The following is a 24,464-nucleotide window of genomic DNA, read 5'->3' as shown; positions in this document are numbered from 1 at the left end:
GCAGACGGATCGGCCACCAGTTGCGATGATGACCGCCGATGCGGCGCGGGCTCCGTCGCCGCCACGGGGGATCGACACAGACGGAGAGACTTGGCGGCTCGGCGCAGGCCGGGCTGCCCCGTCGACCTGTCCGCTTCCTCCGTGCGACGGGCCACCGACGCCGCACCTCGTTCCGCCCCGGCGGCCGAGGGTCAACCAGCTCAGGAGGAAGCATGCAGGACAACCGTTCCGGCCGTCGTCATCTGCTCCGGGCCGCGATGGTCGGCGCGGGCGCCGCCGTCGCCGCGCCCGCGCTGGGCGGCATCAACCCCGCACAGGCCGCCGCGCTCGCGTCCACCGGGGCGATCCCGTGGGTCGGTCCCGCCGGCTCCGGCGCCACCTACGAGGTGGATCCGACCGTCGGCGCCCAGGCCGCCATCAACACCGCGCTGGGCAGCAGCAGCCAGCGGGCCGTCTACGTCGCGCCCGGCACCTACACGGTCAAGGCCCCGGTGGTGCTCGACGACAAGCACGCGCTGATCGGCGCCGGCCCGCTGGTCACGATCCTGCGCGCCGGCTCGGGCTTCAGCGGGGCGGCGCTGGTCGTCAACCCGTGGTCCGGCACGTACGTCGGCTCCTCCCGCCAGTGCGTGACCGACATCGGGCTCGACGCGGCGAACATCGTGGCGAACGGGATCAACTTCCAGATGAACGCCACCCCGTCCACGTACGGGCCGGACCCGGCGCCGTGGTTCACCCGGGTCTTCGTCACCCGCACCACCGGCGACGGCATCTACCTCGGCGGCACCTACTCGGGCGGGCAGCGCGAGTTCAAGCTGACCGACTGCCGGGTCGAGCACGCGGACGGCTGGGCCTACAACATCCAGTCCTCCGACGGTTTCGTCAGCGGCTGCTCCGCCCAGGGCGGTGCCGCCGGTGGCTACCTGATCAGCGGCGGCAACCTCAAGGTCTGGGGCAGCAAGGCGTACGGCACCGGTACCGCGACGACGCCGGGCCCCGCCTTCCGCATCGAGTCCGCCCGCGCCACGCTGGTGGGCTGCGAGGCCCAGGACAGCGCGGGCAACGGGTTCGAGATCGCCGCCCCGAACTGCACGCTCTCCGGCTGCACCGCCGACTCGACGGGGACCGGCAGCAGTGACCAGTACTCGGCCGGCTTCCACATCGCCGCCTCGGCCGTCAGCGTGGAGGGCGGCTCGTTCCAGCGGGCCGGCGGCGGCGGAAAGTGGATCGTCGGCGGCGCGGGCATGCGGACGGCGCTCTACCTGGCCGACGGGGCCGACTACCTCTCCGTACGGCTGGTCACCGGCGGGGCCCGGGAGACGCCGTTCCAGCGCCTGATCACCGGGACGGCGGGCTCCCACTCGTCGATCTCGGTCATCGGCTGACACCAGGGGACGTACCACGACGAAGGGCCGGCCCCTCGTGGGGTCGGCCCTTCGTCGACGGCGGAGGATACGAGATTCGAACTCGTGAGGGTGTGAACCCAACACGCTTTCCAAGCGTGCGCCCTAGGCCTCTAGGCGAATCCTCCGCAGAAGAGGATACAGGTCCCCGACGGCTCGGCCACCCCACCACCCCCTGAAGATCGACCGCCGGTCGGGTACGCTTGGCGTACCCCCCGTGCGGCGTGCATCTCGTGAACCTCCCCAGGGCCGGAAGGCAGCAAGGATAAGCGGGCTCTGACGGGTGCACGGGGGGCCTTTCTGTCTCCGGGCGCCGGTAACGTCCCTGCGGGTCAGGTCACCGGCGGGGTGGGTGGTCACCCGCGGCTGACCGGCGCAGAATGGCTCGGTCGAGAGGAGGCGGGACGGGTGGCACTGGCGCTCTACCGCAAGTACCGGCCACGCACCTTCGCCGAGGTCATCGGGCAGGAGCACGTCACCGAGCCGCTGTCGCAGGCGCTGCGCAGCGGGCGGCTCAACCACGCGTACCTCTTCTCCGGCCCCCGTGGCTGCGGCAAGACCTCCAGCGCCCGCATCCTGGCCCGTTCCCTCAACTGTGAGCAGGGTCCCACCCCGGAGCCGTGCGGGCAGTGCGAGTCCTGCCGCTCGCTGGCCACCGACGGCGCCGGCTCGATCGACGTCATCGAGATCGACGCGGCCAGCCACGGTGGCGTCGACGACGCCCGCGAGCTGCGTGAGAAGGCGTTCTTCGCGCCGGCCCGCAGCCGCTTCAAGATCTATGTCATCGACGAGGCGCACATGGTCTCGTCGGCCGGCTTCAACGCGCTGCTCAAGCTGGTCGAGGAGCCGCCGGAGTACGTCAAGTTCATCTTCGCGACCACCGAGCCGGAGAAGGTCCTCGGCACGATCAAGTCGCGGACCCACCACTACCCGTTCCGGCTGATGCCGCCGAAGGTGCTCCGGCCCTACCTGGAGCAGCTCTGCGAGGCGGAGGGCGTGGCGGTCGAGCCGGCGGTATTCCCGCTGGTGGTGCGCGCGGGCGGCGGCAGCGCCCGGGACAGCCTCTCGGTGCTCGACCAGCTCATCGCCGGGGCCGGGCCGGAGGGGGTCACCTACTCCCGCGCCGCCGCGCTGCTCGGTGTCACCGACGCCGCCCTGATCGACGAGATGTGCGACGCGCTGGCCGCCGGCGACGGGGCGGCCGCGTACGCGACCGTCGACCGGGTGGCCGAGGCCGGGCACGACCCGCGCCGGTTCGCCTCCGACCTGCTGGAGCGGCTGCGCGACCTGATCGTGCTCCAGCAGGTGCCGGACGCCGCCGCCAAGGGCCTGATCGACGGCCCGACCGACCAGATCGAGCGGATGGCCGCGCAGGCCGAGCGGCTCGGCCCGGGCACCCTGTCCCGCTGCGCCGACATCGTGCACAACGGCCTGGTGGAGATGCGCGGCACCACCGCGCCCCGGCTGCTGCTGGAGCTGATCTGCGCCAGGATGCTGCTGCCCGGTGCCGACAGCACCGGCGGCCTGCTCCAGCGCCTGGAGCGCCTGGAGCGCCGGCTCACCCTCGCCGGCACCGACGCGCCGCCGGCCGCCGCCGGCCCCGCGCCGGTCACCTCCGCCCCTCCGGTACGCCCCGACACTCCCGCCGCGACCGCGGCCGCCGCCGTGCCCGACCCGGGGCCCGCCGGCCCGCCGGCGGCTGCCGCCGCTCCGTCCGGTGCCGCCGCCGCCCGCGCTGCTGCCGGGGCCGCCACCGGTTCCCGGTCGGCGGAGGCGGTCCCGGGTGCCGCGGACCCGGCGGGTGCCACCGCCGGTGGCCCGCCCGCCGATGCTCCCGCCCGCCGTGACGTGCCGCCCGCGGCGGTGATGCCCGACCCGGCCACCCCGGAACCGCCCCGCCCCGGCGCGGCTCCGGCGGGCGCGCTGGACGCCGTCGCGGTGCGCCGGGTCTGGCCGGACATCGTCGCCAAGGTCAACCGGATCAAGAAGCCGGCCGCCGCGCTGATGCGCGACGCGGTGGTCCGCGACGTGGACGGCGACACCCTGGTGCTGACCGTCAAGTCGCCGGTGCTCGCGCAGATGATGGGCAACCACACCTCGGTGCTGGCCGAGGCGCTGTACGAGGAGTTCGGCGGTCGCTGGCAGATCCGCTGCGAGGTGGCCGGCGAGCGGGGTGGCGCGTCGCTCGGTGGCCCGTCCCGTCCCGCCGCTCCGGCCCGCCCGGCCTCCCCGCCACCGGCCGCCCCCGTCCACCAGGCCCCGGGCGGCGGCGCTGGCCCGTCCGGCAACGGCGCGGGCGGCGGCATGTCCGGCGGCCCGAGCGGTGCGGCCGGCGGGCCCGATGGCGGGGCCGGTGGGCCTCGTGCTGGCGCGGGCGGCCAGGGCGGGGCGACCCGTCCGGCGTCCGGCGCGGGTGCGGCGCGGGGCGGCACGTCCGCCGAGGACTGGCCCGAGGCGGCCCGGCCCGGCGGCGCGGCCGGCGGGGGCGAGGACTGGCCCGAACCGGCCCGCCCGGGTGGCGCGGCCGGGGGGGCCGACGACTGGCCGGAACCGGCCCGGCCGGGCGGCACGTCGACGGCCACCTCGACGGCGGGCGCGGCGACGACCACCGCACCGACGGGCAGCGCGTCGGTGACCGCCGCGCAGGCCGTACCGAAGCCGGCCGGTCCCTCGGCGGCGCCGCAGCAGGCCGCGCCCGCCGGTCCCCCGGTGAGCAGCGCGATCGCGGCGGCGCGGGCGGCTGCGGCGGGACGCGGTCCGCGGCCGGCCCAGGCGGCCCGGAAGACCGCGGACGCCGACTGGGCCGGCGAGCCGCCGTACGACCCGGACTTCGACGGGCCGGTGCGCGGCGGCGGGGGACGCCCCGGCGGCGCCCAGCCGGCGAACCCGACCTACGAGGGCTTCGACCCGGGCGACGAGCCGCTGGACGAGGTGCTCGACGAGCGGACCGCGCGGGAGTCCAGCGAGGAGCAGGCGGTACGGCTGCTGCGCGAGGCGTTCGGCGCGGAGAAGATCGACGAGGTGGACGCCCGCTAGGGCCACGGCCCGGCAGGTCGGCGTAGCGGCCGGCGTCCATCGCCGCAGAGGCCCGCGCCTGCTGTTCCGCTGCCGTCGCGGCCTGTTCCCGGGACATCCGCGTCTGCCTGCGGTCGATCCCGTGATCGTCCGCCGGGCGGGGAAGCACCGGGCGGGGCGAGGCCGCTCACAGCGGATAGGCTGAGCGGCGGCCGAGCAGACGAGTGCGAGAAGGAGCCATCCGTGCGCCCAGGTGGACAGCCGAACATGCAGCAGATGCTGAAGCAGGCGCAGAAGATGCAGCAGCAGATCGCCAAGGCCCAGGCCGAGCTCGCCGAGGCCGAGCTGACCGGCACCGCCGGGGGCGGCCTGGTGACCGCGACCGTCGCCGGCACCGGGGAGCTCAAGGCGATCAAGATCGACCCCAAGGCGGTCGACCCGGAGGATGTGGAGACCCTGGAGGACCTGGTCGTCGCGGCGATGCACAACGCCGCCGAGGCGGCCCGGGAGCTGACCGAGAAGAAGATGGGCCCGGTCACCGGCGGCATGGGCGGCCTCGGCCTGCCCGGTTTCTGAGCGGCAGATGTACGAGGGTGCCATCCAGGACCTGATCGACGAGCTGGGGCGGCTGCCGGGCGTCGGCCCGAAGAGCGCGCAGCGGATCGCCTTCCACGTCCTGTCGGCCGACCCGGCCGACGTCAACCGGCTGGCCGGCGCGCTGCGCAAGGTCAAGGAACTGGTGCGGTTCTGCACCAGTTGCTACAACGTGGCCGAGTCCGACCAGTGCCGGATCTGCCGCGACCCGCGCCGCACCGACGAGGTGCTCTGCGTGGTCGAGGAGCCGAAGGACGTGGTCGCGATCGAGCGGACCGGTGAGTTCCGGGGCCGCTACCACGTGCTCGGCGGGGCGATCAACCCGCTGGAGGGGATCGGGCCCGACAACCTGCGCATCCGCGAGCTGATGACCCGCCTGGGCGGGGGCGCGGTGCGGGAGCTGATCCTGGCCACGGACCCGAACACCGAGGGCGAGGCCACCGCCACCTACCTGGCGTTGATGGTCAAGCCGATGGGCATCGCGGTGACCCGGCTGGCGAGCGGCCTGCCGGTCGGCGGCGACCTGGAGTACGCCGACGAGATCACCCTCGGCCGGGCCTTCGAGGGGCGCCGCGCCGTCTGATCCGCCGATCGTGGCCGGCACCGGATCTCGGTGCCGGCCACTGTCGTACGCGCTCGCACATCCACTGTGGGTTCTGACATGTGGACGATGAGCGTGTCGATACATGTAACAAATTTGCATCGGTCAACCTGGACATTTCGCCCCATTGATGGCGCTCTGGCGCTGCCTCCGGGACGGGGCGCCCCGGTTAAGACACGATCCGGTACCAACCAGTTCGGCGACGGTTTCCCGGCGGTCCGAACGGGGGCTAAGGTCACGGCCATCGGTGACCCCTGTCACCACGTTGTCCGTACCCCCAAGGAGAAGCACCATGCGTGCATCCAGGCCGAAGGTCGCTATCGCGGCCGTCGCGGTCGCGGCCCTCGCGGTAGCAGGCTGCGCCGAGAGCGACCGTGATGACAGTTCCGGCGGTAGCAAGAAGGACACCCTCGTCTTCGGCGTAGCCGGAGACCCGAAGGTGCTCGACCCGAGCTTCGCCAGCGACGGTGAGTCGCTGCGCGTCGCACGCAGCATCTTCGAGACGCTGGTCACGCCGGAGGAGGGGGGCACGAAGATCACCCCCGGTCTGGCCGAGTCCTGGACTCCGGACGCCGCCGGCACGACGTGGACCTTCAAGCTGCGTTCCGGCGTGAAGTTCCACGACGGCACCGACTTCAACGCCGAGGCGGTCTGCAAGAACTTCGACCGCTGGTACAACGCCAAGGGCCTCATGCAGAGCCCGGACGTGACGGCGTACTGGCAGGACGTCATGGGCGGCTTCGCCAAGAACGAGGACGCGGAGCTGCCGCCGAGCCTCTTCAAGTCCTGCACCGCCAAGGACGCCACCACCGTGGACCTGGCCTTCACCCGGGTCTCCAGCAAGATCCCGGCCGCGCTGATGCTGCCGTCGTTCTCCATCCACAGCCCGGCCGCGCTGGAGAAGTACGACGCCAGCAACGTGGGCGGCACCGCCGAGGACATCAAGTACCCGTCCTACGCGATGGAGCACCCGACCGGCACCGGCCCGTTCAAGTTCAAGTCCTGGGACGTCGCCAACAAGACGCTAACCATCGAGCGCAACGACGACTACGCCGGCTCCAAGGCCAAGCTGAAGACCATCATCTTCAAGACCATCTCGGACGAGAACGCCCGCAAGCAGGCGCTGCGCTCCGGCGACATCCAGGGCTACGACCTGGTCGGCCCGGCCGACGTCGAGTCGCTGAAGGGTGAAGGCTTCAACGTCCTGACCCGCCCGGCGTTCAACGTGCTCTACCTGGCCATCAACCAGAAGGGCAACCCGAAGCTCGCCGACATCAAGGTCCGGCAGGCCATCGCGCACGCCCTGAACCGGCAGGCGCTGGTCGACTCGAAGCTGCCCCCGGGCGCCAAGGTCGCCGAGAACTTCATGCCGGACACGGTCGAGGGCTGGAACGGCGACGTCGCCAAGTACGACTACAACCCGGAGAAGGCCAAGCAGCTGCTGGCCGAGGCCGGCGCGACGAACCTGACCCTGAAGTTCCACTACCCGACCGAGGTCACCCGGCCGTACATGCCGAACCCGAAGGACATCTTCGAGCTGCTCTCGGCGGACCTCAAGGCGGTCGGCATCAAGGTCGAGGCCATCCCGCTGAAGTGGAGCCCGGACTACCTCAACGCCACCACGTCCGGCAGCAAGCACGATATCCACTTCCTCGGCTGGACCGGTGACTACGGCGACGCCTACAACTTCATCGGAACCTTCTTCGACCGGCCGAAGGACGAGTGGGGCTTCACCAACAAGGCCCTGTTCGACCAGTTCAAGGACGCCGACACCACCGCCGACCAGGCGGCCCGGGTGGAGAAGTACAAGGCCCTCAACAAGGCCATCATGGAGTTCCTGCCCGGTGTCCCGGTGTCGCACTCGCCGCCGGCGATCGTGTTCGGCAAGGACGTGACCGGGGTCAAGGCCAGCCCGCTCACCGACGAGCGGCTTGAAACGGCCGAGTTCAAGTCCTGACCTGACGCAAGGCACGCGGGCGGGCGCTGTTTCGACAGCGTCCGCCCGCGACCCTCCGCACCCCTTTCGAGGCCACCGTGTTCCGGTTCATCGTCAGACGCCTGCTCCAGCTGATACCCACGCTGTTCGGGCTCTCCCTCCTGCTCTTCATCTGGCTCCGCCGACTGCCCGGCGGTCCCGAGACCGCCATCCTCGGCGAGCGCGGCACGCCCGAGATGCGTGCCGCGATCCGGCGCAACATGGGCCTCGACGAGCCGATCCTGGTGCAGTACGGCCGGTTCGTGCGGCGGCTGCTCCGCCTCGACCTCGGCACCTCGACCTCCACCAAGCGCGCGGTCACCACGGAGTTCCTGGAGCGCTTCCCCGGCACCGTCGAGCTGACCGTCATGGCGCTGGTGATCGCGATCGGGCTCGGCATTCCGCTCGGCTACCTGGCCGCCCGCCGTCGCGGCCGGATGCTCGACCACCTCTCGGTCGGCGGCTCGCTGATCGGCATCTGCATCCCCGTCTTCTTCCTGGCCTACGTGCTCAAGGCGATCTTCTCGGAGAACCTCGGCTGGTTCCCGTCCAGCGGCCGGCAGGACCCGACGCTCGGCGCCACCCGGATCACCAACTTCTTCGTCCTCGACGGCCTGATGACGCGGGAGTGGGACGCCGCCGCCGACGCGATCTGGCACCTCGTGCTGCCGGGCGTCGCGCTGGCCAGCATCCCGCTCGCGATCATCGTCCGGATCACCCGGGCCAGCGTGCTGGAGGTGCTCAACGAGGACTTCGTCCGCACCGCCGAGGCCAAGGGCCTCACCGAGCCGACCGTCCGCCGCCGGCACGTGCTGCGCAACGCGATGCTGCCGGTGGTCACCTCGATCGGCCTGCTCACCGGCGGCCTGCTCTCCGGCGCGGTGCTGACCGAGACCGTCTTCGCCTTCAGCGGCATCGGGGCGTTCATCTACGACGCCATCGGCCAGCGGGACTACCCGGTGCTGATGGGCTTCATCATGATCATCGCGGTGGTGTACGTGCTGGTGAACCTCCTGGTCGACCTCTCCTACAGCCTGATCGACCCGAGGGTGAGGGTCCGATGACGATCACCACCGGCAAGAAGAAGGAAAAGATCGACCGGCTCTCCGAGCTGGCCGCCCGGGACGACGAGCGCGGCGTCAGCCTCTGGCAGGAGGCGTTCCGCCGGTTGCGGCGCAACCCCGCAGCGATCATCGGCGCGGTCATCCTGGTGCTCTTCGTCCTGGTCGCGGTCGTCGGGCCGTTCTTCGTCCCGTACGGGCCGACCGACGCGATCGGCATCCGCGAGGGCGTGGTCAAGTCGGGCCAGGGCCTCATCCCCGGCTCCTCCGGCGACCACTGGCTCGGCTACGACCACCAGGGCCGCGACGTGTTCAGCCGGATGATCGTCGGCGCCCGGCAGACCCTGCTCGTCGGCGTGGTCTCCACGCTGATCGGTCTGGCGGTCGGCGCCCTGATCGGTGGGGTCGCCGGCGCGGCGGCCGGGCTGGGCGGCCGGTGGGGCCGGGCCGTCGACACCGCGCTCATGCGGGTCATCGACATGATGCTGGCGCTGCCCAGCCTCCTGCTGGCGGTGAGCATCGCCGCCCTGCTCGGGGCGAGCCTGACCACCGTGATGATCGCGGTCGGCGTGGTCTCCGTGCCGGTCTTCGCCCGGCTGCTGCGCGGCTCGATGATCTCCCAGGCCAACAGCGACTACGTGCTGGCGGCCACCTCGCTGGGCGTGAAGAAGTCCAAGATCGCGATCACCCACGTGGTGCCGAACTCGCTCGCCCCGGTGATCGTGCAGGCCACGCTCACCCTGGCCACCGCGATCATCGAGGCCGCCGCGCTCTCCTTCCTCGGCCTCGGCAACCCCGACACGGCCGTGCCGGAGTGGGGCGTGATGCTCGCCGACGCGCAGCCGTACCTGGGCATCCGGCCGGGGCTGGCGATCTACCCGGCGGTCGCGATCATCATCACCGCGCTCGGCTTCACCCTGCTCGGTGAGGCGATGCGCGAGGCCCTCGACCCGAAGCTGCGGAAGTAGGTCTCCATGTGTGAAGCGCGAGGAGTGAGCTTGCGAGCCCCGCAGCCGCGAACGGTAGGTCGGCTGTGTGAAGAGTTGCGAGCCCGGCAGTCTTGGACGGAGGGTCGGTAATGGCACTGCTCGAAGTGGACGACCTCTCCGTCACCTTCGCCCGGCGCGGTCAGCGCACCGTGCACGCCGTGGACGGTGTCTCGTTCTCCGTCGACGCCGGCGAGGTGGTCGGCCTGGTCGGTGAGTCCGGCTGTGGCAAGAGCGTGACCTCGCTGGCGATCATGGGCCTGCTGCCCAAGCAGCCGGGCCTGCGCGTCGGCGGTAAGGCGGTCTTCGACGGCACCGACCTGCTCCAGCTCGACGACCGGTCCCGGCGGGACATCCGCGGCCGGGACGTCGCGATGATCTTCCAGGACCCGCTGTCCTCCCTGAACCCGGTCATCCCGATCGGGTTGCAGGTGACCGAGGTGCTCGCGCGGCACCGGGGGATGAAGGGCGCGGCGGCCGAGAAGGAGGCGGCGACGCTGCTGGACCGGGTCGGCATCCCCGACCCGAAGCGGCGGTTGAAGGAATACCCGCACCAGCTCTCCGGCGGCATGCGGCAGCGCGCCCTCATCGCGATGGCGGTGGCCTGCAAGCCCCGGCTGCTGATCGCCGACGAGCCGACCACGGCGCTGGACGTCACCATCCAGGCGCAGATCCTGGAGCTGCTCAAGGAGTTGGTCCGCGACTCCGGCACCGCGCTCGTCATGATCACGCACGACCTCGGCGTGGTGGCGGGCATGTGCGACACCATCAACGTGCTCTACGCCGGCAGGGTGGTGGAGACGGCCCGCCGTCGTCCGCTGTTCCGCGAGCCCCGGCACCCGTACACCGTGGGGTTGCTCGGCTCGGTGCCCCGCCTGGACGCCGGGCGCGGGGAGCGACTGAACCCGATCCCCGGCTCGGTCCGCGACGTGCTGCCCTGGCCGGACGGCTGCGCCTTCGCGCCGCGCTGCGCCCGGCGGGTCGACGAGTGCGTGGGGGAGCCGCCCGCGCTGGTGCACGCCCACGACGGGCGCAGCTACCGCTGCGTCAACCCGGCGCCGCTGCCCGGCACCGTGCCCCCGCGGGCCGCCGCCACCGCCCGCGCGGCGGACGCTCCGGCGGCGGAGGCGGCGGAGGCGACCGCGGGCCCCGTGCCCGCCCCGCGCGAGGAGGAGAAGGCGTGACCGAGAGCGACATCCTCGTCGAGGTCCGCGACCTGAAGGTGCACTTCCCGATCCGGCGGGGGGTGATCCTCGACCGGACGGTCGGGCACGTGAAGGCGGTCGACGGGGTCGACCTGCGCATCCCGCGCGGCCGGACGTACGGCCTGGTGGGCGAGTCCGGGTGCGGCAAGTCGACGCTCGGCCGGGCGCTGCTCCAGCTCACCCCGCCCACCGGCGGCGAGGTCGCCTTCGACGGCGTCGAGCTGACGAAGCTGTCGGCGGGCAAGCTGCGGTCGATGCGCCGCCGGATGCAGATGATCTTCCAGGACCCGATGTCGAGCCTGGACCCCCGGCAGAACGTCGAGTCGATCCTCACCGAGGGGTTGCAGACCCACGGCATCGGCGGCAACCGCGACGAGCGGCGGCGGATCATCAGCGAGACGCTGGACAAGGTCGGCCTGCCCCGCTGGGCGCTCTCCCGCTACCCGCACGAGTTCTCGGGCGGCCAGCGGCAGCGCATCGGCATCGCCCGGGCGCTGGTGCTCGGGCCCGACCTGATCGTCGCCGACGAGCCGGTCTCCGCGCTCGACGTGTCGATCCAGGCCCAGGTGGTGAACCTGCTCGACGAGCTCCAGGACAGCCTCGGCCTGACCTACCTGGTGATCGCGCACGACCTCGCCGTGGTGCGGCACATCTCCGACACGGTCGGCGTGATGTACCTCGGCGCGCTGGTCGAGGAGGCGCCGAGCGACCGGCTCTACACGGAGCCGTTGCACCCCTACACGCGGGCGCTGATGTCGGCGGTGCCGGTGCCGGACCCGGACGTGGAGGACCGGCGGGAGCGCATCCTGCTCGCCGGCGACCTGCCTTCGCCGGCCAACCCGCCGGCGGGCTGCCGGTTCCACACCCGCTGCCCGTGGGCGCAGCCGACCCGCTGCGCCGACGAGCGGCCGGTGCTGAGGGAGATCGGCGGGAGCCGGGTCGCCTGCCACTTCGCGGAGCGGATCGCGAGCGGCGAGCTGCGCCCGCACAAGGTCAGCGTGCAGATCACCCGCCCGATGGGCGAGGGCGAGGAGCCCCACACCGTCTCCGCCCCCAGCGAGCCCGGCTCGTACGTCTGACCTGCGGCGCGGACGCGGTCCCGCCGAGGGGCCGCGTCCGGCCGTGGTCAGCCCTCGGGACGGTGCAGCAGGGCGACGGCGATGCCGTGCACCGCGTCCAACCCGGCCGGATCAGCCAGCGCGACCCTGCCGCCGGTGACCGTGTACCACTCGTCGGCGTCCTTGTACTGCACCGACAGCGTGACCTGGCCGTCGGCGTAGCCGGTGCGCAGGGTCAGCTCGCCGGTGACCACGCCGACCTCGTCGGTCATCACCCCGCCCGGGCCGGGCACGAGGTCGGCGGTGCGTTCCTGGGCGGCGGCCGACGCGCCGCCGGCGTCGGCGGCCATGCCCGCCCCCGGCACCGCGGTCTGCGTGGCGGCCCTCCCGTCCACCGTCATGCCGGCCGTGGTCGGCCCTGCGGGCGCGCTGCCGGCGGCCGCCGCGGCGTCCTCCCCGCCGGGGTCCGGCATCTGCTCGGGAGCGGGGGTCGCCCCGGCCCCGGTCACGGCTTGTTCGCCCATGTGCAGCCCTCCAACATGTCGGTCAGGGCGGCCTTCTCGGCGGTGGTCACCGTGAGCCGCCAGTGGTGCTTGACCGTCACCCAGTTTTCGGCGTACTGGCACCAGAACGACCGGTTCGCCGGTTTCCACTGGGACGGGTCCTGATCACCCTTTGCCCGGTTGGAGTTCTTGGAAACCGCGATGAGCTGCGGTCGGTCCATGTCGTTGGCGAAGTCGCCGCGCTTGGCGTCGTCCCACTCGTCGGCGCCGGAGCGCCACGCGTTCGCCAGCGGCACCATGTGGTCGATGTCCACGTCGGACGGATCGGTCAGGGCGCGGTCGTCGTACACGCTCTCCCACCGGCCGCCGACCACGTTGCAGCCGGAGAGCCTGATGTCCTCCCCGTCGCGCTTCAGCACGCTGTCCCGCACGTCGCAGTTCTTGCCGGTGTCCCGCCAGTGCGGGAAACGCTCCCGGCTGTAGCCCTTCATCGACCCCGCGCTGGCGACGCTGAGCTGGGCCAGCTTCTGCGCGGCGTTGCCGCCGCTGCTGCTCGGCGGGGCCTCCGGCTCGTCGACGGGGACGCAGCCGGCCGCGCCGAGCGCCAGCGCCGCGGCCAGCGCGGCCGTCACCGCGACGCGCGGTCCTGATCTGGTACGCACAGACGACACCTCTCCAGCTTGGGGGCTCCCGGCGATCCCGCACAGTACCCGGGCATGGTTTCGGCGTTTCGTGGCGTCTCTCATATGGTGCGGGGAAGATTGGACGCCATGACCGACTCCGCGCCCGCGCTCCGGCTGGGCACCGCCCACGGTCGGGGCACCCTGCTCGCCGCCGTCCTCGCCTCCGGCATGGTCTTCCTGGACAGCACGGTGGTCAATGTGGCGCTGCCCCGGCTCGGCGCGGAACTCGAGGCCACCGTCGCCGGTCTCCAGTGGACGGTCAACGGATACCTGTTGATGCTCGCCGCCTTCGTCCTGCTCGGCGGCGCGCTCGGCGACCGCTTCGGGCGGCGGCGGGTCTTCCTGCTCGGGGTGGTCTGGTTCACCGCCGCCTCGCTGCTCTGCGGCCTGGCCCAGGGCACGGAGTGGCTGATCGCGGCCCGTTTCCTCCAGGGCGCCGGCGGCGCGCTGCTGACCCCGGGCTCGCTGTCGGTGCTCCAGGCCAGCTTCCACCCCGACGACCGGGGGCGGGCGATCGGCGCCTGGTCGGGGCTGTCCGGCGTCTCCACCGCGCTCGGCCCGTTCATCGGCGGCTGGCTGATCGACGCGCTCTCCTGGCGGTGGATCTTCTTCCTCAACCTGCCGCTGGCCGTGCTGGTGGTGCTCGCCGCGCTGCGCTGGGTGCCGGAGAGCCGGGACGAGGCCACCTCCCGCACCCGGGCGGCCGGCCGGCGCCGCCGCTTCGACGTGGCCGGCGCGCTGCTCGGCGCGCTCGCCCTGGCCGGCGTCACGTACGCGCTGATCGACGCCCCGGCGCGCGGCTTCGACTCGGCGCCGGTGCTGGTCGCGGCGCTGCTCGGGGTGGCCGGCGCGGTGGCCTTCGTGCTCGTCGAGCGGCGCCGGGGCGACACCGCGATGTTGCCCACCGGGCTGTTCGGCAGCCAGCTCTTCTCCGTGCTGAACGTCTTCACCGTGCTGGTCTACGCGGCGCTCGGCGGCTTCACCTTCTTCCTCGCCGTCTACCTGCAGAACGTGGTCGGCTGGTCGGCGCTGCTCACCGGGGTCGCGATGCTGCCGACGACCGTGCTGCTGCTGGTCGGCTCGGCGCGGGCGGGCGCGCTGTCGGCGCGGATCGGTCCCCGGCTGCCGCTGACCGTCGGGCCGGTGGTCGCCGCCGCCGGGCTGGTGCTGCTGCGGGGCGTCGGCCCGGACGCGTCGTACTGGCGGGACGTGCTGCCCGGGGTGGGGCTCTTCGGGGTCGGGCTGACCCTGGTGGTGGCGCCGCTGACCGCGTCGGTGCTGGCGGCGGTCGACGACCGGTTCGCTGGCGTGGCGAGCGGCTTCAACAACGCGGCGTCCCGGGCCGGCGGCCTGCTCGCGGTGGCGGCGCTCCCGCTGCTGGTCGGGCTCTCCGGCACCGGCTACGAGCAGGCGGGCGAGCTGACCGGCGCCTACCGGGACGCGATGCTCTGGTGCGCCGGCCTGCTGCTGGCCGGCGCGGCGTTGGCCGCCCTGCTCATCCACCGCCCGCGCCGCCGAGAGCCCCGAGGAAGCGGTACGGTCGCCGCGTGACGGATCAGGACAACGCGTCGCCCCGCCTGCGCTACCGCCTGCTCACCGGGCCGGACGACGCCGACTTCTGCCGGCGCGTCAGCGAGGCGCTCGCCGACGGGTACCGGCTGCACGGCTCGCCCGCGATGACCTTCGACGGTGAGCGGGTCGTGGTCGCCCAGGCGGTGGTGCTCGCGGACGGCTGGGCGGCCGACGTCACCCCCGTCTGATCACGGCAGCGCCGACGGCGCGACCCGCCGGGCGTACGACGCCTGCGGCGGCTCGGGCGTGTGGCGACGTGCGGAAGGGCCCCCTGCGATCGCCAGGCTTTGGCAGGGAGCCCTTCCTCGCGCGTCAGGCGCGGGCGCGGTTGACGGCGCTCGTCACGGCCTTGATCGAGGCGGTGACGATGTTGGCGTCGGTGCCTACGCCCCAGACCGTACGACCGTCGACCTCGCACTCCACGTACGCGGCGGCCTGCGCGTCCCCGCCGGAGGAGAGCGCGTGCTCGTGGTAGTCGAGCACCCGCACCGCCACGCCCACCGACTGGAGGGCGTTGACGTACGCGTCGATCGGGCCGTTGCCGACCGCGGTCAGCGAGTGGGCCTCGCCGCCCAGGCCGACGCGGGCCTCGATCTCGACCTTGCCCTCGGGGGTGCCGATGGCGTAGCCGTCCAGGGTGAGCGCCGGGTCGGCCTGGTGGTCGAGCAGGTAGTGCCCCGCGAAGATCTCCCACATCGTGCCCGGGTCGACCTCGCCGCCGTCGTGGTCGGTGACCTGCTGGACCACGCCCGAGAACTCGATCTGGAGCCGGCGCGGCAGGTCGAGCTGGTGCTCGCTCTTCATGATGTACGCGACGCCGCCCTTGCCGGACTGCGAGTTGACCCGGATGACCGCCTCGTAGGTGCGGCCCAGGTCCTTCGGGTCGATCGGCAGGTAGGGCACCGCCCAGGTGAAGTTGTCGACGGGCACCCCGGCCGCCGCCGCGTCCGCCGTGAGGGCGTCGAAGCCCTTCTTGATCGCGTCCTGGTGGGAGCCGGAGAAGGCGGTGTAGACCAGGTCGCCCGCGTACGGGTGGCGCTCGTGCACCGGGAGCTGGTTGCAGTACTCGACGGCCCGCTTCACCTCGTCGATGTGCGAGAAGTCGATCATCGGGTCGATGCCCTGGGAGAACAGGTTCAGGCCCAGCGTCACCAGGTCGACGTTGCCGGTGCGCTCGCCGTTGCCGAACAGGCAGCCCTCGACCCGGTCCGCGCCGGCCAGCAGGCCCAGCTCGGCGGCGGCCACGCCGGTGCCCCGGTCGTTGTGCGGGTGCAGGCTCAGCACCAGGCTGTCCCGCCGGGGCAGGTGCCGGTGCATCCACTCGATCGAGTCGGCGTAGACGTTCGGCATCGCCATCTCGACGGTGGCGGGCAGGTTGACGATCAGCTTCCGGTCCGGCGTCGGGTCGACCACCTCGATGACCTTGGCGCAGACCTCCAGCGCGTACTCCAGCTCCGTGCCGGTGTACGACTCCGGTGAGTACTCGTAGTGGATGTCGGTGTCCGGGGTGTGGATCTCCGCGTACTTCTGGCAGAGCCGCGCGCCCTGGGTGGCGATGTCCGCGATGCCGTCGCGGTCCAGCCCGAAGACCACCCGGCGCTGGAGCGTGGAGGTCGAGTTGTAGAAGTGCACGATCGCGCGCCGCGCGCCGCGCAGCGACTCGAAGGTGCGGTCGATCAGGTGCTCCCGGCACTGGGTGAGCACCTGGATCGTGACGTCCTCCGGGATCAGGTCCTGCTCGATCAGCTGCCGGACGAAGTCGTAGTCGGTCTGGCTGGCCGAGGGGAAGCCGACCTCGATCTCCTTGTAGCCCATCTGCACCAGGAGCTGGAACATCCGCCGCTTGCGATCCGGCGACATCGGGTCGATGAGCGCCTGGTTGCCGTCGCGCAGGTCCACCGCGCACCAGCGCGGCGCGGTCTCGACGTGCCGGGTCGGCCAGGTGCGGTCCGGCAGGTCGATGCGGAACTGCTGCTGGTAGGGCTGGTAACGGTGGTACGGCATCCCGCTGGGGCGCTGCCGGGCGATCGGATCGGTCTCCGCGTCGGTGACGGGTTGAGCCATGACGAAGTGCTCCCCTTGAACATGTGGCGTCAGCAATCGGAAGGTGTCGGCGAGGTGCCGGGGCGACGGTGCCCGGGCGGTGCCGATGGGAAGTTCGGATGTGCTGGACGGCGCGGTTCGACTCCGCGACGAGGTGCCGGCCTTCAGGCCTCGTCGCGGCGACCAAGGAGGAGGTACGCCCGCCACATGACCAGGTAACCCTACGTGGTGGGACGAGTCGCGGGAAGGACGGTCCGGACTATGAGACGCACTTCGCATTCCCGCTGGTCAGCACGATCTCGGTCAGGGGGAGGCGGCGGCGCAGGCCGGTCTCCGACCCGAGCAGGTCGGCGGGCAGGCTGAGCGGGTCGCCGAGCTGCCCGACGGCCACCACCACGTGCGGCCGTACGCCGGCCGGCAGGTCGAGGTCGGCGGCCAGGCCGGCGCGGTCCAGGCCGCGCAGTTGGCGCACGTGCAGCCCGAGCGCCGTGGCCTGCACGGTGAGGTGGGCGATGGCCTGACCCAGGTCGTAGAGGTGCCCGGCGGCCCCGGTCAGGTGGGTGCCCAGCAGCAGGGCGGAGGCGCGCTGGGCCCACCGCTGGTCCGGCTCCGGCAGGTTCACCAGGATCCGCTTGAACGTCTCGTCGTCGCGGTGCCCGAGGACGAACCGCCACGGCTGGACGTTGCCGGCCGACGGCGCCCAGCGGGCCGCCTCGATCAGCGTCGACGCGTGGTCGGCGGCCAGCTCCGCCGTCGGGTCGAAGGACCGGGGGCTCCAGCGGAACGCGAGCAGCGGGGTGAGGTCGACCATGCGACGAGTGTCCCGTACGGCCGTTTCGGCAACTAAGGGAGGTATGTCCGAATGTGGCGAAAAGCACCCGTAACGTGCGGCCGGGTCAGAGCGTTCCCGCGCTCGGGCTGTCGGCCGGCTCCGGCGCCGCCGTACCGAGCGGCTCGCCGTCCACCACGGGACCGGCGAGCTGCACGGTCGCCGGGGCCGGCCCGGGCGGCCCGGCCAGGGTGAGCGTGCCGAACGCCGTGCGCACCGCGGTGGGCGTGCCGTCGGGGTCGTAGCAGTAGATGCCCACGTCCAGCGGGGCGTTGATCGAGGCCGAGGTGGTCTCCACCGAGTAGCACGCACCCGACGCCCCGGGCAGGGGCTGGGCGGGTGACACGGCGAGCGGGGCGCGCCGGTCGGTCAGCACGTCCAGCCAGTCGGTGAACGGGTGCTGCACCCGTGGGTCCAGCCGGCGGGGCACCGCGTCGTCCCGGTCGCCGAGGCGTACGCAACTCGCCGGCTCGGGCCGGGCGGCGGACGGCAGGGCGCACTGGAACAGCCCGTCGGCGGTGGCGGCGAGCGAGACGTCCGCGGTGCCGCCGAGCGCGCCGCCCGGGACGTCGACCCGCCAGGTGCCGTCGTTCGCGCTGGTCACCATGATCGTGCGGTCCGGGGCGTCCGGGCTGCGCAGCGTGTAGCCGGCGACCAGGTGCCGGTCCTGCGCCGCCGCGGCCAGCGCGGCCAGCGCGTCGCGCGCCGCGTCCATCCCCACCGGGACGGGCGTCGACGTGGCGGGCGGTGGTGTGACCGGCTCGTCGGCGGTGCAGGCGACGAGGAGCGCCGGCAGGGCGAGCGCGAGCGGGCCGGCGAGGCGTCGGGCCGGCCGCGCCGCCGTGCGGAGGCCGGCGGCGGGGGCGCGGACCTCCTCGGCGGCGGCCTTCCCGACCCGGGCGGACTGACGGTCGCGCCCGTGGGGGCCGGCCGGACTCAGGTGGGCGTGCACCGGGTCATTCTGCGGCCCGGGAACGGCGCGCGGGGACCCCTGCCGCCCCGTCCGCCCGGCGTGTCGCGCGCCACGCCCCCCGCGTCGGCCGGGCCGGATCGTGGGATCACCTGACCCGACCGAGCCGGTCGACCGATACCCTGAAGGCGTCTGACACGCGCCGCCGGCCCCGACCGGCGGCGTCGGCACGCTCAGGGTCGTCGCTGGGAGGGAGCGCACCGTCGTGGCACTCGTGGTGCAGAAGTACGGCGGGTCCTCCGTCGCCAACGCCGAGCGGATCAAGCGCGTGGCCGAGCGCATCGTCGCCGCGCGCAAGGCCGGCGACGACGTCGTGGTGGTGGTCTCCGCCATGGGGGACACCACCGACGAGCTGCTCGACCTGGCCAACCAGGTCAGCCCGCTGCCGCCGGGCCGCGAGCTGGACATGCTGCTCACCGCCGGGGAGCGGATCTCCATGGCGCTGCTCGCCATGGCCATCCACAACCTGGGGTACGAGGCCCGCTCGTTCACCGGTTCGCAGGCCGGCGTGATCACCACGTCGGTGCACGGCCGGGCGCGGATCATCGACGTCACGCCGGGCCGGCTCAAGGGCGCGCTCGACGAGGGCGCGGTGGTGATCGTGGCCGGCTTCCAGGGCGTCTCCCAGGACACCAAGGACGTCACGACGCTGGGCCGGGGCGGTTCCGACACCACCGCGGTGGCGCTGGCCGCCGCCCTGCACGCGGACGTCTGCGAGATCTACACCGACGTCGACGGCGTCTTCAGCGCCGACCCGCGGATCGTCCCCGACGCGCGGCACATCAAGCAGATCACCTACGAGGAGATGCTGGAGCTGGCCGCCTGCGGCGCCAAGGTCCTGCACCTGCGCAGCGTGGAGTACGCCCGCCGGGCGGGCTTGCCGATCCACGTCCGTTCGTCATACTCGACCAACACCGGCACGATGGTCACCGGATCGATGGAGGACCTTCCTGTGGAGCAAGCACTGATCACCGGGGTCGCCCACGACCGCAGCGAGGCCAAGATCACGATCGTGGGGGTGCCCGACGAGCCGGGCGCCGCCGCGCGGATCTTCGACACCGTGGCCGGTGCCGAGATCAACATCGACATGATCGTGCAGAACGTCTCCACCGAGGGCACCGGGCGCACGGACATCTCCTTCACCCTGCCCAAGACCGACGGCCCGACGGCCATGGCCGCGCTCAGCAAGATCCAGGAGTCGGTCAAGTTCAGGGGCCTGCTCTACGACGACCACGTCGGCAAGGTGTCGCTGATCGGGGCGGGCATGCGCTCGCACCCCGGCGTCGCGGCCGGCTTCTTCGCCGCCCTGGGCGCGGCCGGCGTGAACATCGAGATGATCTCCACCTCGGAGATCCGGGTCTCCGTGGTCTGCCGCGACACCGACCTGGACGCCGCCGTGCGCGCCATCCACGAGGCGTTCGACCTCGGCGGCGACACCGAGGCCGTCGTCTACGCGGGGACGGGACGGTAGCCCCCGTGTCGTCGCTGCCCACCCTGGCCGTGGTCGGAGCGACCGGTGCCGTCGGCACCGTGATGTGCGAGCTGCTCACCGGGCGGAAGAACGTCTGGGGAGAGATCCGGCTGCTCGCCTCCGAGCGCTCGGCCGGGCGGCGGGTGCGCTGCCGGGGCGAGGAGCTGACCGTCCGGGCGCTGACCCCCGAGGCGTTCGACGGCGTCGACGTGGCGATGTTCGACGTGCCGGACGACGTCTCCGCGCGGTGGGCCCCCGTCGCGGTGGGCCGGGGCGCCGTCGCGGTGGACAACTCCGGCGCCTTCCGGATGGACCGCGACGTCCCGCTGGTGGTGCCGGAGATCAACCCCGAGCAGGTGCGCAACCGGCCGAAGGGGATCATCGCCAACGCCAACTGCACCACCCTCGCGATGATCATCGCGGTCGCCCCGCTGCACCGCGAGTACGGGCTGCGCGAGCTGGTGCTCGCCTCCTACCAGGCGGTCTCCGGCGCCGGTCAGGCCGGCGTGGACACCCTGCACACCCAGCTCACCAAGATCGCCGGTGACCGGGCCCTCGGCTCCCGCCCCGGCGACGTACGCCAGGCGGTCGGCGACGAGCTGGGCCCGTTCCCGGCACCGCTGGCGCTCAACGTGGTGCCCTGGGCGGGCTCGCTGGCCGAGGCGGGCTGGTCGTCCGAGGAGATGAAGCTGCGCAACGAGTCGCGCAAGATCCTCGGGCTGCCCGACCTCAAGGTCTCGGCCACCTGCGTACGGGTGCCGGTGGTGACCGGCCACTCCGTCGCGGTGCACGCGGTCTTCGCCACCGAGGTGGACGCCGAGGGCGCCCGTGAGGTGCTGCGCAACGCCCCCGGGGTGATCCTGGTCGACGACCCGGGCGACGGCGAGTTCCCGATGCCGATCGACGCGGTCGGCACCGACCCGTCCTGGGTGGGCCGGATCCGCCGCGCCGTCGACGACCCGCGCGCCCTCGACTTCTTCGTCACCGGCGACAACCTGCGCAAGGGCGCGGCCCTCAACACCGCCCAGATCGCCGAACTCCTCGCCAAGGAACTGACCCCCCGCTGACGGGTGCGGTCAGGCGGCGGCCAGGCGGACGCCGTCGCGGCCGTGCCGCTTCACCGCGTAGAGCGCCTGGTCGGCGCGGCGCAGGGTGAGTTCGGGGGACTCGCCGGGGCGGGGCAGGGCCACCCCCACGCTGATCGTGCGGCCGATCTGCCGCGCCGCCTCGGTGAGGCGCTCGGCGATCCGGACGGCCTCGTCGGGGCGGTTCACCTCGATCACCGCCACGAACTCGTCGCCGCCGATCCGGTACAGCTCGTCGCCGTGCCGCAGCGCCCCCTCCAGGGCCCGGGCCAGCCGGACCAGCACCCGGTCGCCGGCCTGGTGGCCGTACGTGTCGTTGACGCTCTTGAAGCCGTCCACGTCGATCGCCAGCAGGGCCGTACGACCGGGGGTGGCCACGGCGATGCGTCGGCCGAACGGGCCGGTGTGGCGCAGCCCGGTCAGCGGGTCGGAGTTGGCCTGCTCGCGCAGCCGGGCGACGGTACGCAGCCGGTCCAGGCAGCTCCATGCCTGGCCGGCGAGCAGCTCCAGCAGGTTGACGGTGGTCGGGTCGGGGCGCAGCAGCCGCTCGTCGGCGACCAGCAGCACCCCGCCGTCGCCGGGTGGGCCGACCGGCACCGCGACCAGGGTGCGCACCCCGGCCCGGGACAGCGGCCGGTGGTCGGGGACCGGCGGGTGTCCCGCCTCGCCGAGCGTGTACCCCACTCCGTGGTGGTGGGCGCGGCTGATCATCCGGCCCAGCGCGGCGGGGCCCGCCTCGGTCAGCTCCGCCCGGATCCGGGACTCGAACTCGCCGGGGGTGGCCGTGGGCGCGCCCAGCCGGGGCCCCTCCGGCCCGGCGAGCACCAGCACGGCGGCGGAGAGGGTGGAGACGTCCCGGGCCGCGGCGATCGCGGCGGCGAACAGGTCCCACTCCGTCGACGCGGAGGTCAGCGCGGTGGCGTGCCGGAGCAGCTTCTCGCTGCGGCTCTCCGCGGGCGGCCCGCCGAGCGCCACGATCCGGGCACCGAGCCGGGCGGCCAGCCGCTCGGCGGTCTCCCCCCACCGGGCCAGGTCGGCCGGCCCGCGCCATTGGAGGTCCAGCACGCCGATCGGCCGCCCCGCCGGGTCCAGCACCGGTACGCAGACCTCGGCGGTGACGTCGGGGCGTACCGGGATGTAGTCGGGGTCGTCGGCGACGTCCGGCACGACGGCGGTCTCGCCGGAGGCGTACACCCGCCCGACGATCCCGGTCTTCGGCGGCACGGTCGAGAAGACCTGCCAGGAGCCGGTCGCCGCGACGCAGCGGAGCCGGTCGTGCACCTGGAGCAGGACGGAGATGGTGGCCGGCGCGTGCCGGGCGAGCGCGGTGACGGTCCACTGGCACGCCTCCAGGGCGGTCGACGCCATGGGGAGGCGGACCGTCACGTCACGGATGACTCGCTCGTGATCCACGGGGCACGTCGTTCCAGGTTGGGAGGGGTGTGGGCCGGCGGGCGGGCCCGCACCAAGGGTACTCAGCGAGGCGTCGTACCGCCCGGGAGCAAGATCGTCCACAGCCTTCGTACACATGTGCTATCCACAGGCTGTGGACACGGCCTGTGGGTTCGGGCGGGCCGCGCGGCGGGGCTCGCGGCGATAGCGTGAGGGTCCCGGTCGAGTGGAGGCACGAATGCTCATCGCCCAGCTCAGTGATCCGCACGTGACCACCGGCGTGCTCGCCGCCGAACCGGCCGTCGGCCTGCACCGTGCCCTCGGCCGGGTGCTGGCGCTGAACCCCCGGCCGGAGTGCGTGGTCATCACCGGCGACCTCGTCGACCACGGCCGCCCCGACGAGTACGCCGCGCTGCGCGAGATCATCGGCCGGTTCCCGCTGCCGGTGCACCTGGTCGCCGGCAACCACGACGACCGGGAGTCGCTCCTCGACACCTTCGGCGGCACGCCGTGGCTCGGTGGCGGTTTCTCGGCCTACTACCACGTCGACCACCCGGAGGCGACGATCGTGGTGCTGGATTCGCTGATGCCGGCCGGCGACGGCGCCGGGTGCCTCGGCGAGGACCAACTCGGCTGGCTGGACGGGGTGCTGGCCGGCCGGCCGGAGGTGCCGGCCGTGGTCTGCCTGCACCACCCGCCGGCGCCGGTCGGCATCCCCGTCGCCGACGACATCCGGCTGACCGACGGGGACGCGCTGGCCGAGGTGATCGCCCGGCACCCGCACGTCGCCCGGGTGGTCGCCGGGCACGTCCACCGCCCGGTCACGGTGACCTTCGCCGGCACGGTGCTCACCACCGCGCCGAGCACCTGGCGGCAGTGCTCGCTCACCATGAGCGCCGACGAGCAGATCGGCTGGGTCACCGAGCCGACCGGCTTCCTGCTGCACCAGGTCGCCAGGGGCGGCTGCGTCACCCACCTGGTGCAGGTCAGCCACGCCGCCGGCAAGACCTGCGGATTCTGACCTCCGCACGGTGGCGGCGGCAGTGACCGGCGAGGTCTGGCGCGTCGCCTACGGGTCGAACATGCACGCCGCCCGGCTCGCCTGCTGTCTGGCCGTCGCTGGCCCCTGGACGGAGGCGGCCGTCGGGGCGCTGACCGCCGGGACGGACCGGGTACCGGGCTGACCGGCGCACCGTCCCTTCCCTCTGGCCGGACAGTTGGGGGGACCGGGACGCTCGGTGGTCTTCGTCTCGCCGCACGGCCATCCGGTCGGGCGGTCGGTCGCTCGGCCCCGCCTCGCCGGATGGGGACCGGTCGACCGGGCGGTTGTATTTGCTGCGGCAACCGTTCCGCTGTCCACAATTGATGCAGGACATCGATAACCTCGATCGGCCGTGCGATGACGCGTGGCTCAACCGCCGGCCGCGACCGGCCGTCAGTGTGGGGGAATCGCATGAAGAAGAGGCTGATCGGGTTCGCCATGGCGCTCGCCGCCACGATGGGCGTGTCGCTGACCGCCGCCGGCCCGGCCCAGGCCGCCACTCCGGCCATCCAGATCACGAAGGTCTACTACAACTCGCCGGGCAGCGACAACCGCTCGAACTCGAGCCTGAATGCCGAGTACGTCAAGCTGACCAACCGGCGCTCGACGAGCATCAACCTGAAGTACTGGACGCTGCGCGACAAGGCGAACCACATCTACAAGTTCTCCGGCGACTTCCGCCTGGCCTCCGGGGCCAGCGTCTACATCCACACCGGCAAGGGGACGAACACCTCGACCCACCGCTACTGGGGCTCTGGCGCGTACATCTGGAACAACACCGGGGACAAGGCCTACCTGCGCAACTCCGCGGGCACCCTCGTCGACTCGTGCTCGTGGGGAAGCAGCGGCAGCTACACGAACTGCTGAGGTGGGCACCGGCCCCGGGGCGGCCGGGGCCGGTGCGTCCGTCGGCCGAGGAGGACGTCGCGTAGCCACCGGGCGACCGGCCAGGGCGGCCGGCGGGTCCTATACCGCG

22 protein-coding genes, 1 tRNA gene and 1 other RNA gene are annotated in these 24,464 nt (G+C 72.9%); 17 read left to right on the top strand and 7 right to left on the bottom strand.

From position 1 onward, the window contains the following. The first annotated feature begins 212 nt into the window (after window positions 1-212). Window positions 213-1,385: a glycosyl hydrolase family 28-related protein gene (locus ABT006_RS23410; RefSeq protein ID WP_350709562.1), complete on the top strand. Its 1,173-nt coding sequence runs from the start codon at window positions 213-215 to the stop codon at window positions 1,383-1,385. Window positions 1,386-1,446: 61 nt separating this feature from the next. On the opposite strand, the gene ABT006_RS23405 is transcribed toward ABT006_RS23410, so the two are convergent. Beyond that, window positions 1,447-1,531 (bottom strand) — tRNA-Ser (locus ABT006_RS23405). Between the two features lie 81 nt (window positions 1,532-1,612). On the opposite strand from ABT006_RS23405, the gene ffs reads away from it, so the two are divergent. From ffs to ABT006_RS23360, 9 genes are all read left to right on the top strand, one after another. Then, window positions 1,613-1,703: signal recognition particle sRNA small type (ffs, locus tag ABT006_RS23400), an RNA gene on the top strand. Window positions 1,704-1,811: 108 nt separating this feature from the next. After that, window positions 1,812-4,439: a DNA polymerase III subunit gamma and tau gene (locus ABT006_RS23395; protein WP_350709560.1), complete on the top strand. Its 2,628-nt coding sequence runs from the start codon at window positions 1,812-1,814 to the stop codon at window positions 4,437-4,439. Window positions 4,440-4,685: 246 nt separating this feature from the next. Next, a complete protein-coding gene (locus tag ABT006_RS23390) occupies window positions 4,686-4,994 on the top strand; it encodes a YbaB/EbfC family nucleoid-associated protein (RefSeq protein ID WP_218106165.1) in 309 nt (102 codons plus the stop codon). 7 nt (window positions 4,995-5,001) lie between these two features. After that, on the top strand, window positions 5,002-5,595 hold the full coding sequence (gene recR / locus ABT006_RS23385; RefSeq protein WP_350683348.1) for a recombination mediator RecR: 594 nt from the start codon (window positions 5,002-5,004) through the stop codon (window positions 5,593-5,595). A gap of 310 nt (window positions 5,596-5,905) precedes the next feature. Beyond that, window positions 5,906-7,570: an ABC transporter substrate-binding protein gene (locus ABT006_RS23380; protein ID WP_350709558.1), complete on the top strand. Its 1,665-nt coding sequence runs from the start codon at window positions 5,906-5,908 to the stop codon at window positions 7,568-7,570. Between the two features lie 77 nt (window positions 7,571-7,647). Beyond that, window positions 7,648-8,652 carry an ABC transporter permease gene (locus ABT006_RS23375; protein WP_350709556.1) on the top strand — a complete coding sequence of 335 codons (1,005 nt, stop codon included), beginning with the start codon at window positions 7,648-7,650 and terminating at the stop codon, window positions 8,650-8,652. Next, window positions 8,649-9,617 carry an ABC transporter permease gene (locus ABT006_RS23370; RefSeq protein WP_350709554.1) on the top strand — a complete coding sequence of 323 codons (969 nt, stop codon included), beginning with the start codon at window positions 8,649-8,651 and terminating at the stop codon, window positions 9,615-9,617. Before ABT006_RS23375 ends, ABT006_RS23370 begins: the two co-directional genes overlap by 4 nt. A gap of 110 nt (window positions 9,618-9,727) precedes the next feature. Next, window positions 9,728-10,819, top strand: a complete 1,092-nt coding sequence (locus ABT006_RS23365) for an ABC transporter ATP-binding protein (RefSeq protein ID WP_350709552.1) — start codon at window positions 9,728-9,730, stop codon at window positions 10,817-10,819. After that, window positions 10,816-11,919, top strand: a complete 1,104-nt coding sequence (locus ABT006_RS23360; RefSeq protein ID WP_350709550.1) for an ABC transporter ATP-binding protein — start codon at window positions 10,816-10,818, stop codon at window positions 11,917-11,919. Before ABT006_RS23365 ends, ABT006_RS23360 begins: the two co-directional genes overlap by 4 nt. A 47-nt stretch (window positions 11,920-11,966) precedes the next feature. Here ABT006_RS23360 and ABT006_RS23355 read toward each other — a convergent pair whose 3' ends face one another. Further along, complete coding sequence (locus tag ABT006_RS23355; RefSeq protein WP_350709548.1) at window positions 11,967-12,422, bottom strand: hypothetical protein; 456 nt, start codon at window positions 12,420-12,422, stop codon at window positions 11,967-11,969. Beyond that, a complete protein-coding gene (locus tag ABT006_RS23350) occupies window positions 12,404-13,063 on the bottom strand; it encodes an HNH endonuclease family protein (protein ID WP_350709546.1) in 660 nt (219 codons plus the stop codon). The genes ABT006_RS23355 and ABT006_RS23350 overlap by 19 nt, the downstream gene beginning before the upstream one ends. Before the next feature lie 108 nt (window positions 13,064-13,171). Between ABT006_RS23350 and ABT006_RS23345 the strand changes: the two genes are divergently transcribed. After that, window positions 13,172-14,635, top strand: a complete 1,464-nt coding sequence (locus ABT006_RS23345; protein WP_350709544.1) for an MFS transporter — start codon at window positions 13,172-13,174, stop codon at window positions 14,633-14,635. After that, a complete protein-coding gene (locus ABT006_RS23340; RefSeq protein WP_350709542.1) occupies window positions 14,632-14,844 on the top strand; it encodes a DUF1737 domain-containing protein in 213 nt (70 codons plus the stop codon). Before ABT006_RS23345 ends, ABT006_RS23340 begins: the two co-directional genes overlap by 4 nt. Window positions 14,845-14,968: 124 nt before the next feature. On the opposite strand, the gene leuA is transcribed toward ABT006_RS23340, so the two are convergent. From leuA to ABT006_RS23325, 3 genes are all read right to left on the bottom strand, one after another. Beyond that, complete coding sequence (gene leuA / locus ABT006_RS23335; protein ID WP_350709540.1) at window positions 14,969-16,720, bottom strand: 2-isopropylmalate synthase; 1,752 nt, start codon at window positions 16,718-16,720, stop codon at window positions 14,969-14,971. A 238-nt stretch (window positions 16,721-16,958) separates the two neighbouring features. Beyond that, window positions 16,959-17,510: a nitroreductase family protein gene (locus ABT006_RS23330; RefSeq protein ID WP_350709538.1), complete on the bottom strand. Its 552-nt coding sequence runs from the start codon at window positions 17,508-17,510 to the stop codon at window positions 16,959-16,961. 85 nt (window positions 17,511-17,595) lie between these two features. Beyond that, complete coding sequence (locus ABT006_RS23325; RefSeq protein WP_350709536.1) at window positions 17,596-18,480, bottom strand: hypothetical protein; 885 nt, start codon at window positions 18,478-18,480, stop codon at window positions 17,596-17,598. A gap of 223 nt (window positions 18,481-18,703) precedes the next feature. On the opposite strand from ABT006_RS23325, the gene ABT006_RS23320 reads away from it, so the two are divergent. Together ABT006_RS23320 and ABT006_RS23315 are read left to right on the top strand one after the other, a co-directional pair. Further along, window positions 18,704-19,969 (top strand): aspartate kinase, encoded by a 1,266-nt coding sequence (locus ABT006_RS23320; RefSeq protein ID WP_350709534.1) that lies wholly within the window; start codon window positions 18,704-18,706, stop codon window positions 19,967-19,969. A 5-nt stretch (window positions 19,970-19,974) separates the two neighbouring features. Beyond that, window positions 19,975-21,036, top strand: coding sequence for an aspartate-semialdehyde dehydrogenase (locus ABT006_RS23315; RefSeq protein WP_350709532.1), 1,062 nt, complete (start codon window positions 19,975-19,977; stop codon window positions 21,034-21,036). Window positions 21,037-21,045: 9 nt separating this feature from the next. Here ABT006_RS23315 and ABT006_RS23310 read toward each other — a convergent pair whose 3' ends face one another. Further along, window positions 21,046-22,467, bottom strand: a complete 1,422-nt coding sequence (locus tag ABT006_RS23310; protein ID WP_350709530.1) for a GGDEF domain-containing protein — start codon at window positions 22,465-22,467, stop codon at window positions 21,046-21,048. A gap of 217 nt (window positions 22,468-22,684) precedes the next feature. Between ABT006_RS23310 and ABT006_RS23305 the strand changes: the two genes are divergently transcribed. The 3 genes from ABT006_RS23305 to ABT006_RS23295 all read left to right on the top strand — a co-directional run bounded on the left by ABT006_RS23305 (window position 22,685) and on the right by ABT006_RS23295 (window position 24,355). Further along, window positions 22,685-23,467, top strand: a complete 783-nt coding sequence (locus tag ABT006_RS23305; protein WP_350709528.1) for a phosphodiesterase — start codon at window positions 22,685-22,687, stop codon at window positions 23,465-23,467. Window positions 23,468-23,477: 10 nt separating this feature from the next. Then, the gene (locus ABT006_RS23300) at window positions 23,478-23,630 is read left to right on the top strand and encodes a hypothetical protein (RefSeq protein WP_350709526.1); all 153 of its coding nucleotides are present in this window, start codon (window positions 23,478-23,480) and stop codon (window positions 23,628-23,630) included. Between the two features lie 269 nt (window positions 23,631-23,899). Further along, window positions 23,900-24,355 (top strand): lamin tail domain-containing protein, encoded by a 456-nt coding sequence (locus ABT006_RS23295; protein WP_350709524.1) that lies wholly within the window; start codon window positions 23,900-23,902, stop codon window positions 24,353-24,355. Window positions 24,356-24,464 lie beyond the last annotated feature (109 nt).

It is taken from the genome of Micromonospora sp. NPDC002717 (genome assembly GCF_040295705.1).
Classification (GTDB): Bacteria; Actinomycetota; Actinomycetes; order Mycobacteriales; family Micromonosporaceae; genus Micromonospora.
The sequence above is the reverse complement of the archived record's forward strand: the minus strand, read 5'-3'. Positions and strand labels throughout refer to the sequence as shown.

What these genes read in the sequence shown, in the direction of transcription:
- ABT006_RS23410 (WP_350709562.1), top strand. Translation starts at nt 213, where the DNA reads ATGCAGGACAACCGTTCCGGCCGTCGTCATCTGCTCCGGGCCGCGATG.
- ABT006_RS23390 (WP_218106165.1), top strand. Translation starts at nt 4,686, where the DNA reads ATGCAGCAGATGCTGAAGCAGGCGCAGAAGATGCAGCAGCAGATCGCC.
- recR (WP_350683348.1), top strand. Translation starts at nt 5,002, where the DNA reads ATGTACGAGGGTGCCATCCAGGACCTGATCGACGAGCTGGGGCGGCTG.
- ABT006_RS23380 (WP_350709558.1), top strand. Translation starts at nt 5,906, where the DNA reads ATGCGTGCATCCAGGCCGAAGGTCGCTATCGCGGCCGTCGCGGTCGCG.
- ABT006_RS23370 (WP_350709554.1), top strand. Translation starts at nt 8,649, where the DNA reads ATGACGATCACCACCGGCAAGAAGAAGGAAAAGATCGACCGGCTCTCC.
- ABT006_RS23365 (WP_350709552.1), top strand. Translation starts at nt 9,728, where the DNA reads ATGGCACTGCTCGAAGTGGACGACCTCTCCGTCACCTTCGCCCGGCGC.
- ABT006_RS23355 (WP_350709548.1), bottom strand. Translation starts at nt 12,422, where the DNA reads ATGGGCGAACAAGCCGTGACCGGGGCCGGGGCGACCCCCGCTCCCGAG.
- ABT006_RS23345 (WP_350709544.1), top strand. Translation starts at nt 13,172, where the DNA reads ATGACCGACTCCGCGCCCGCGCTCCGGCTGGGCACCGCCCACGGTCGG.
- leuA (WP_350709540.1), bottom strand. Translation starts at nt 16,720, where the DNA reads ATGGCTCAACCCGTCACCGACGCGGAGACCGATCCGATCGCCCGGCAG.
- ABT006_RS23330 (WP_350709538.1), bottom strand. Translation starts at nt 17,510, where the DNA reads ATGGTCGACCTCACCCCGCTGCTCGCGTTCCGCTGGAGCCCCCGGTCC.
- ABT006_RS23305 (WP_350709528.1), top strand. Translation starts at nt 22,685, where the DNA reads ATGCTCATCGCCCAGCTCAGTGATCCGCACGTGACCACCGGCGTGCTC.
- ABT006_RS23295 (WP_350709524.1), top strand. Translation starts at nt 23,900, where the DNA reads ATGAAGAAGAGGCTGATCGGGTTCGCCATGGCGCTCGCCGCCACGATG.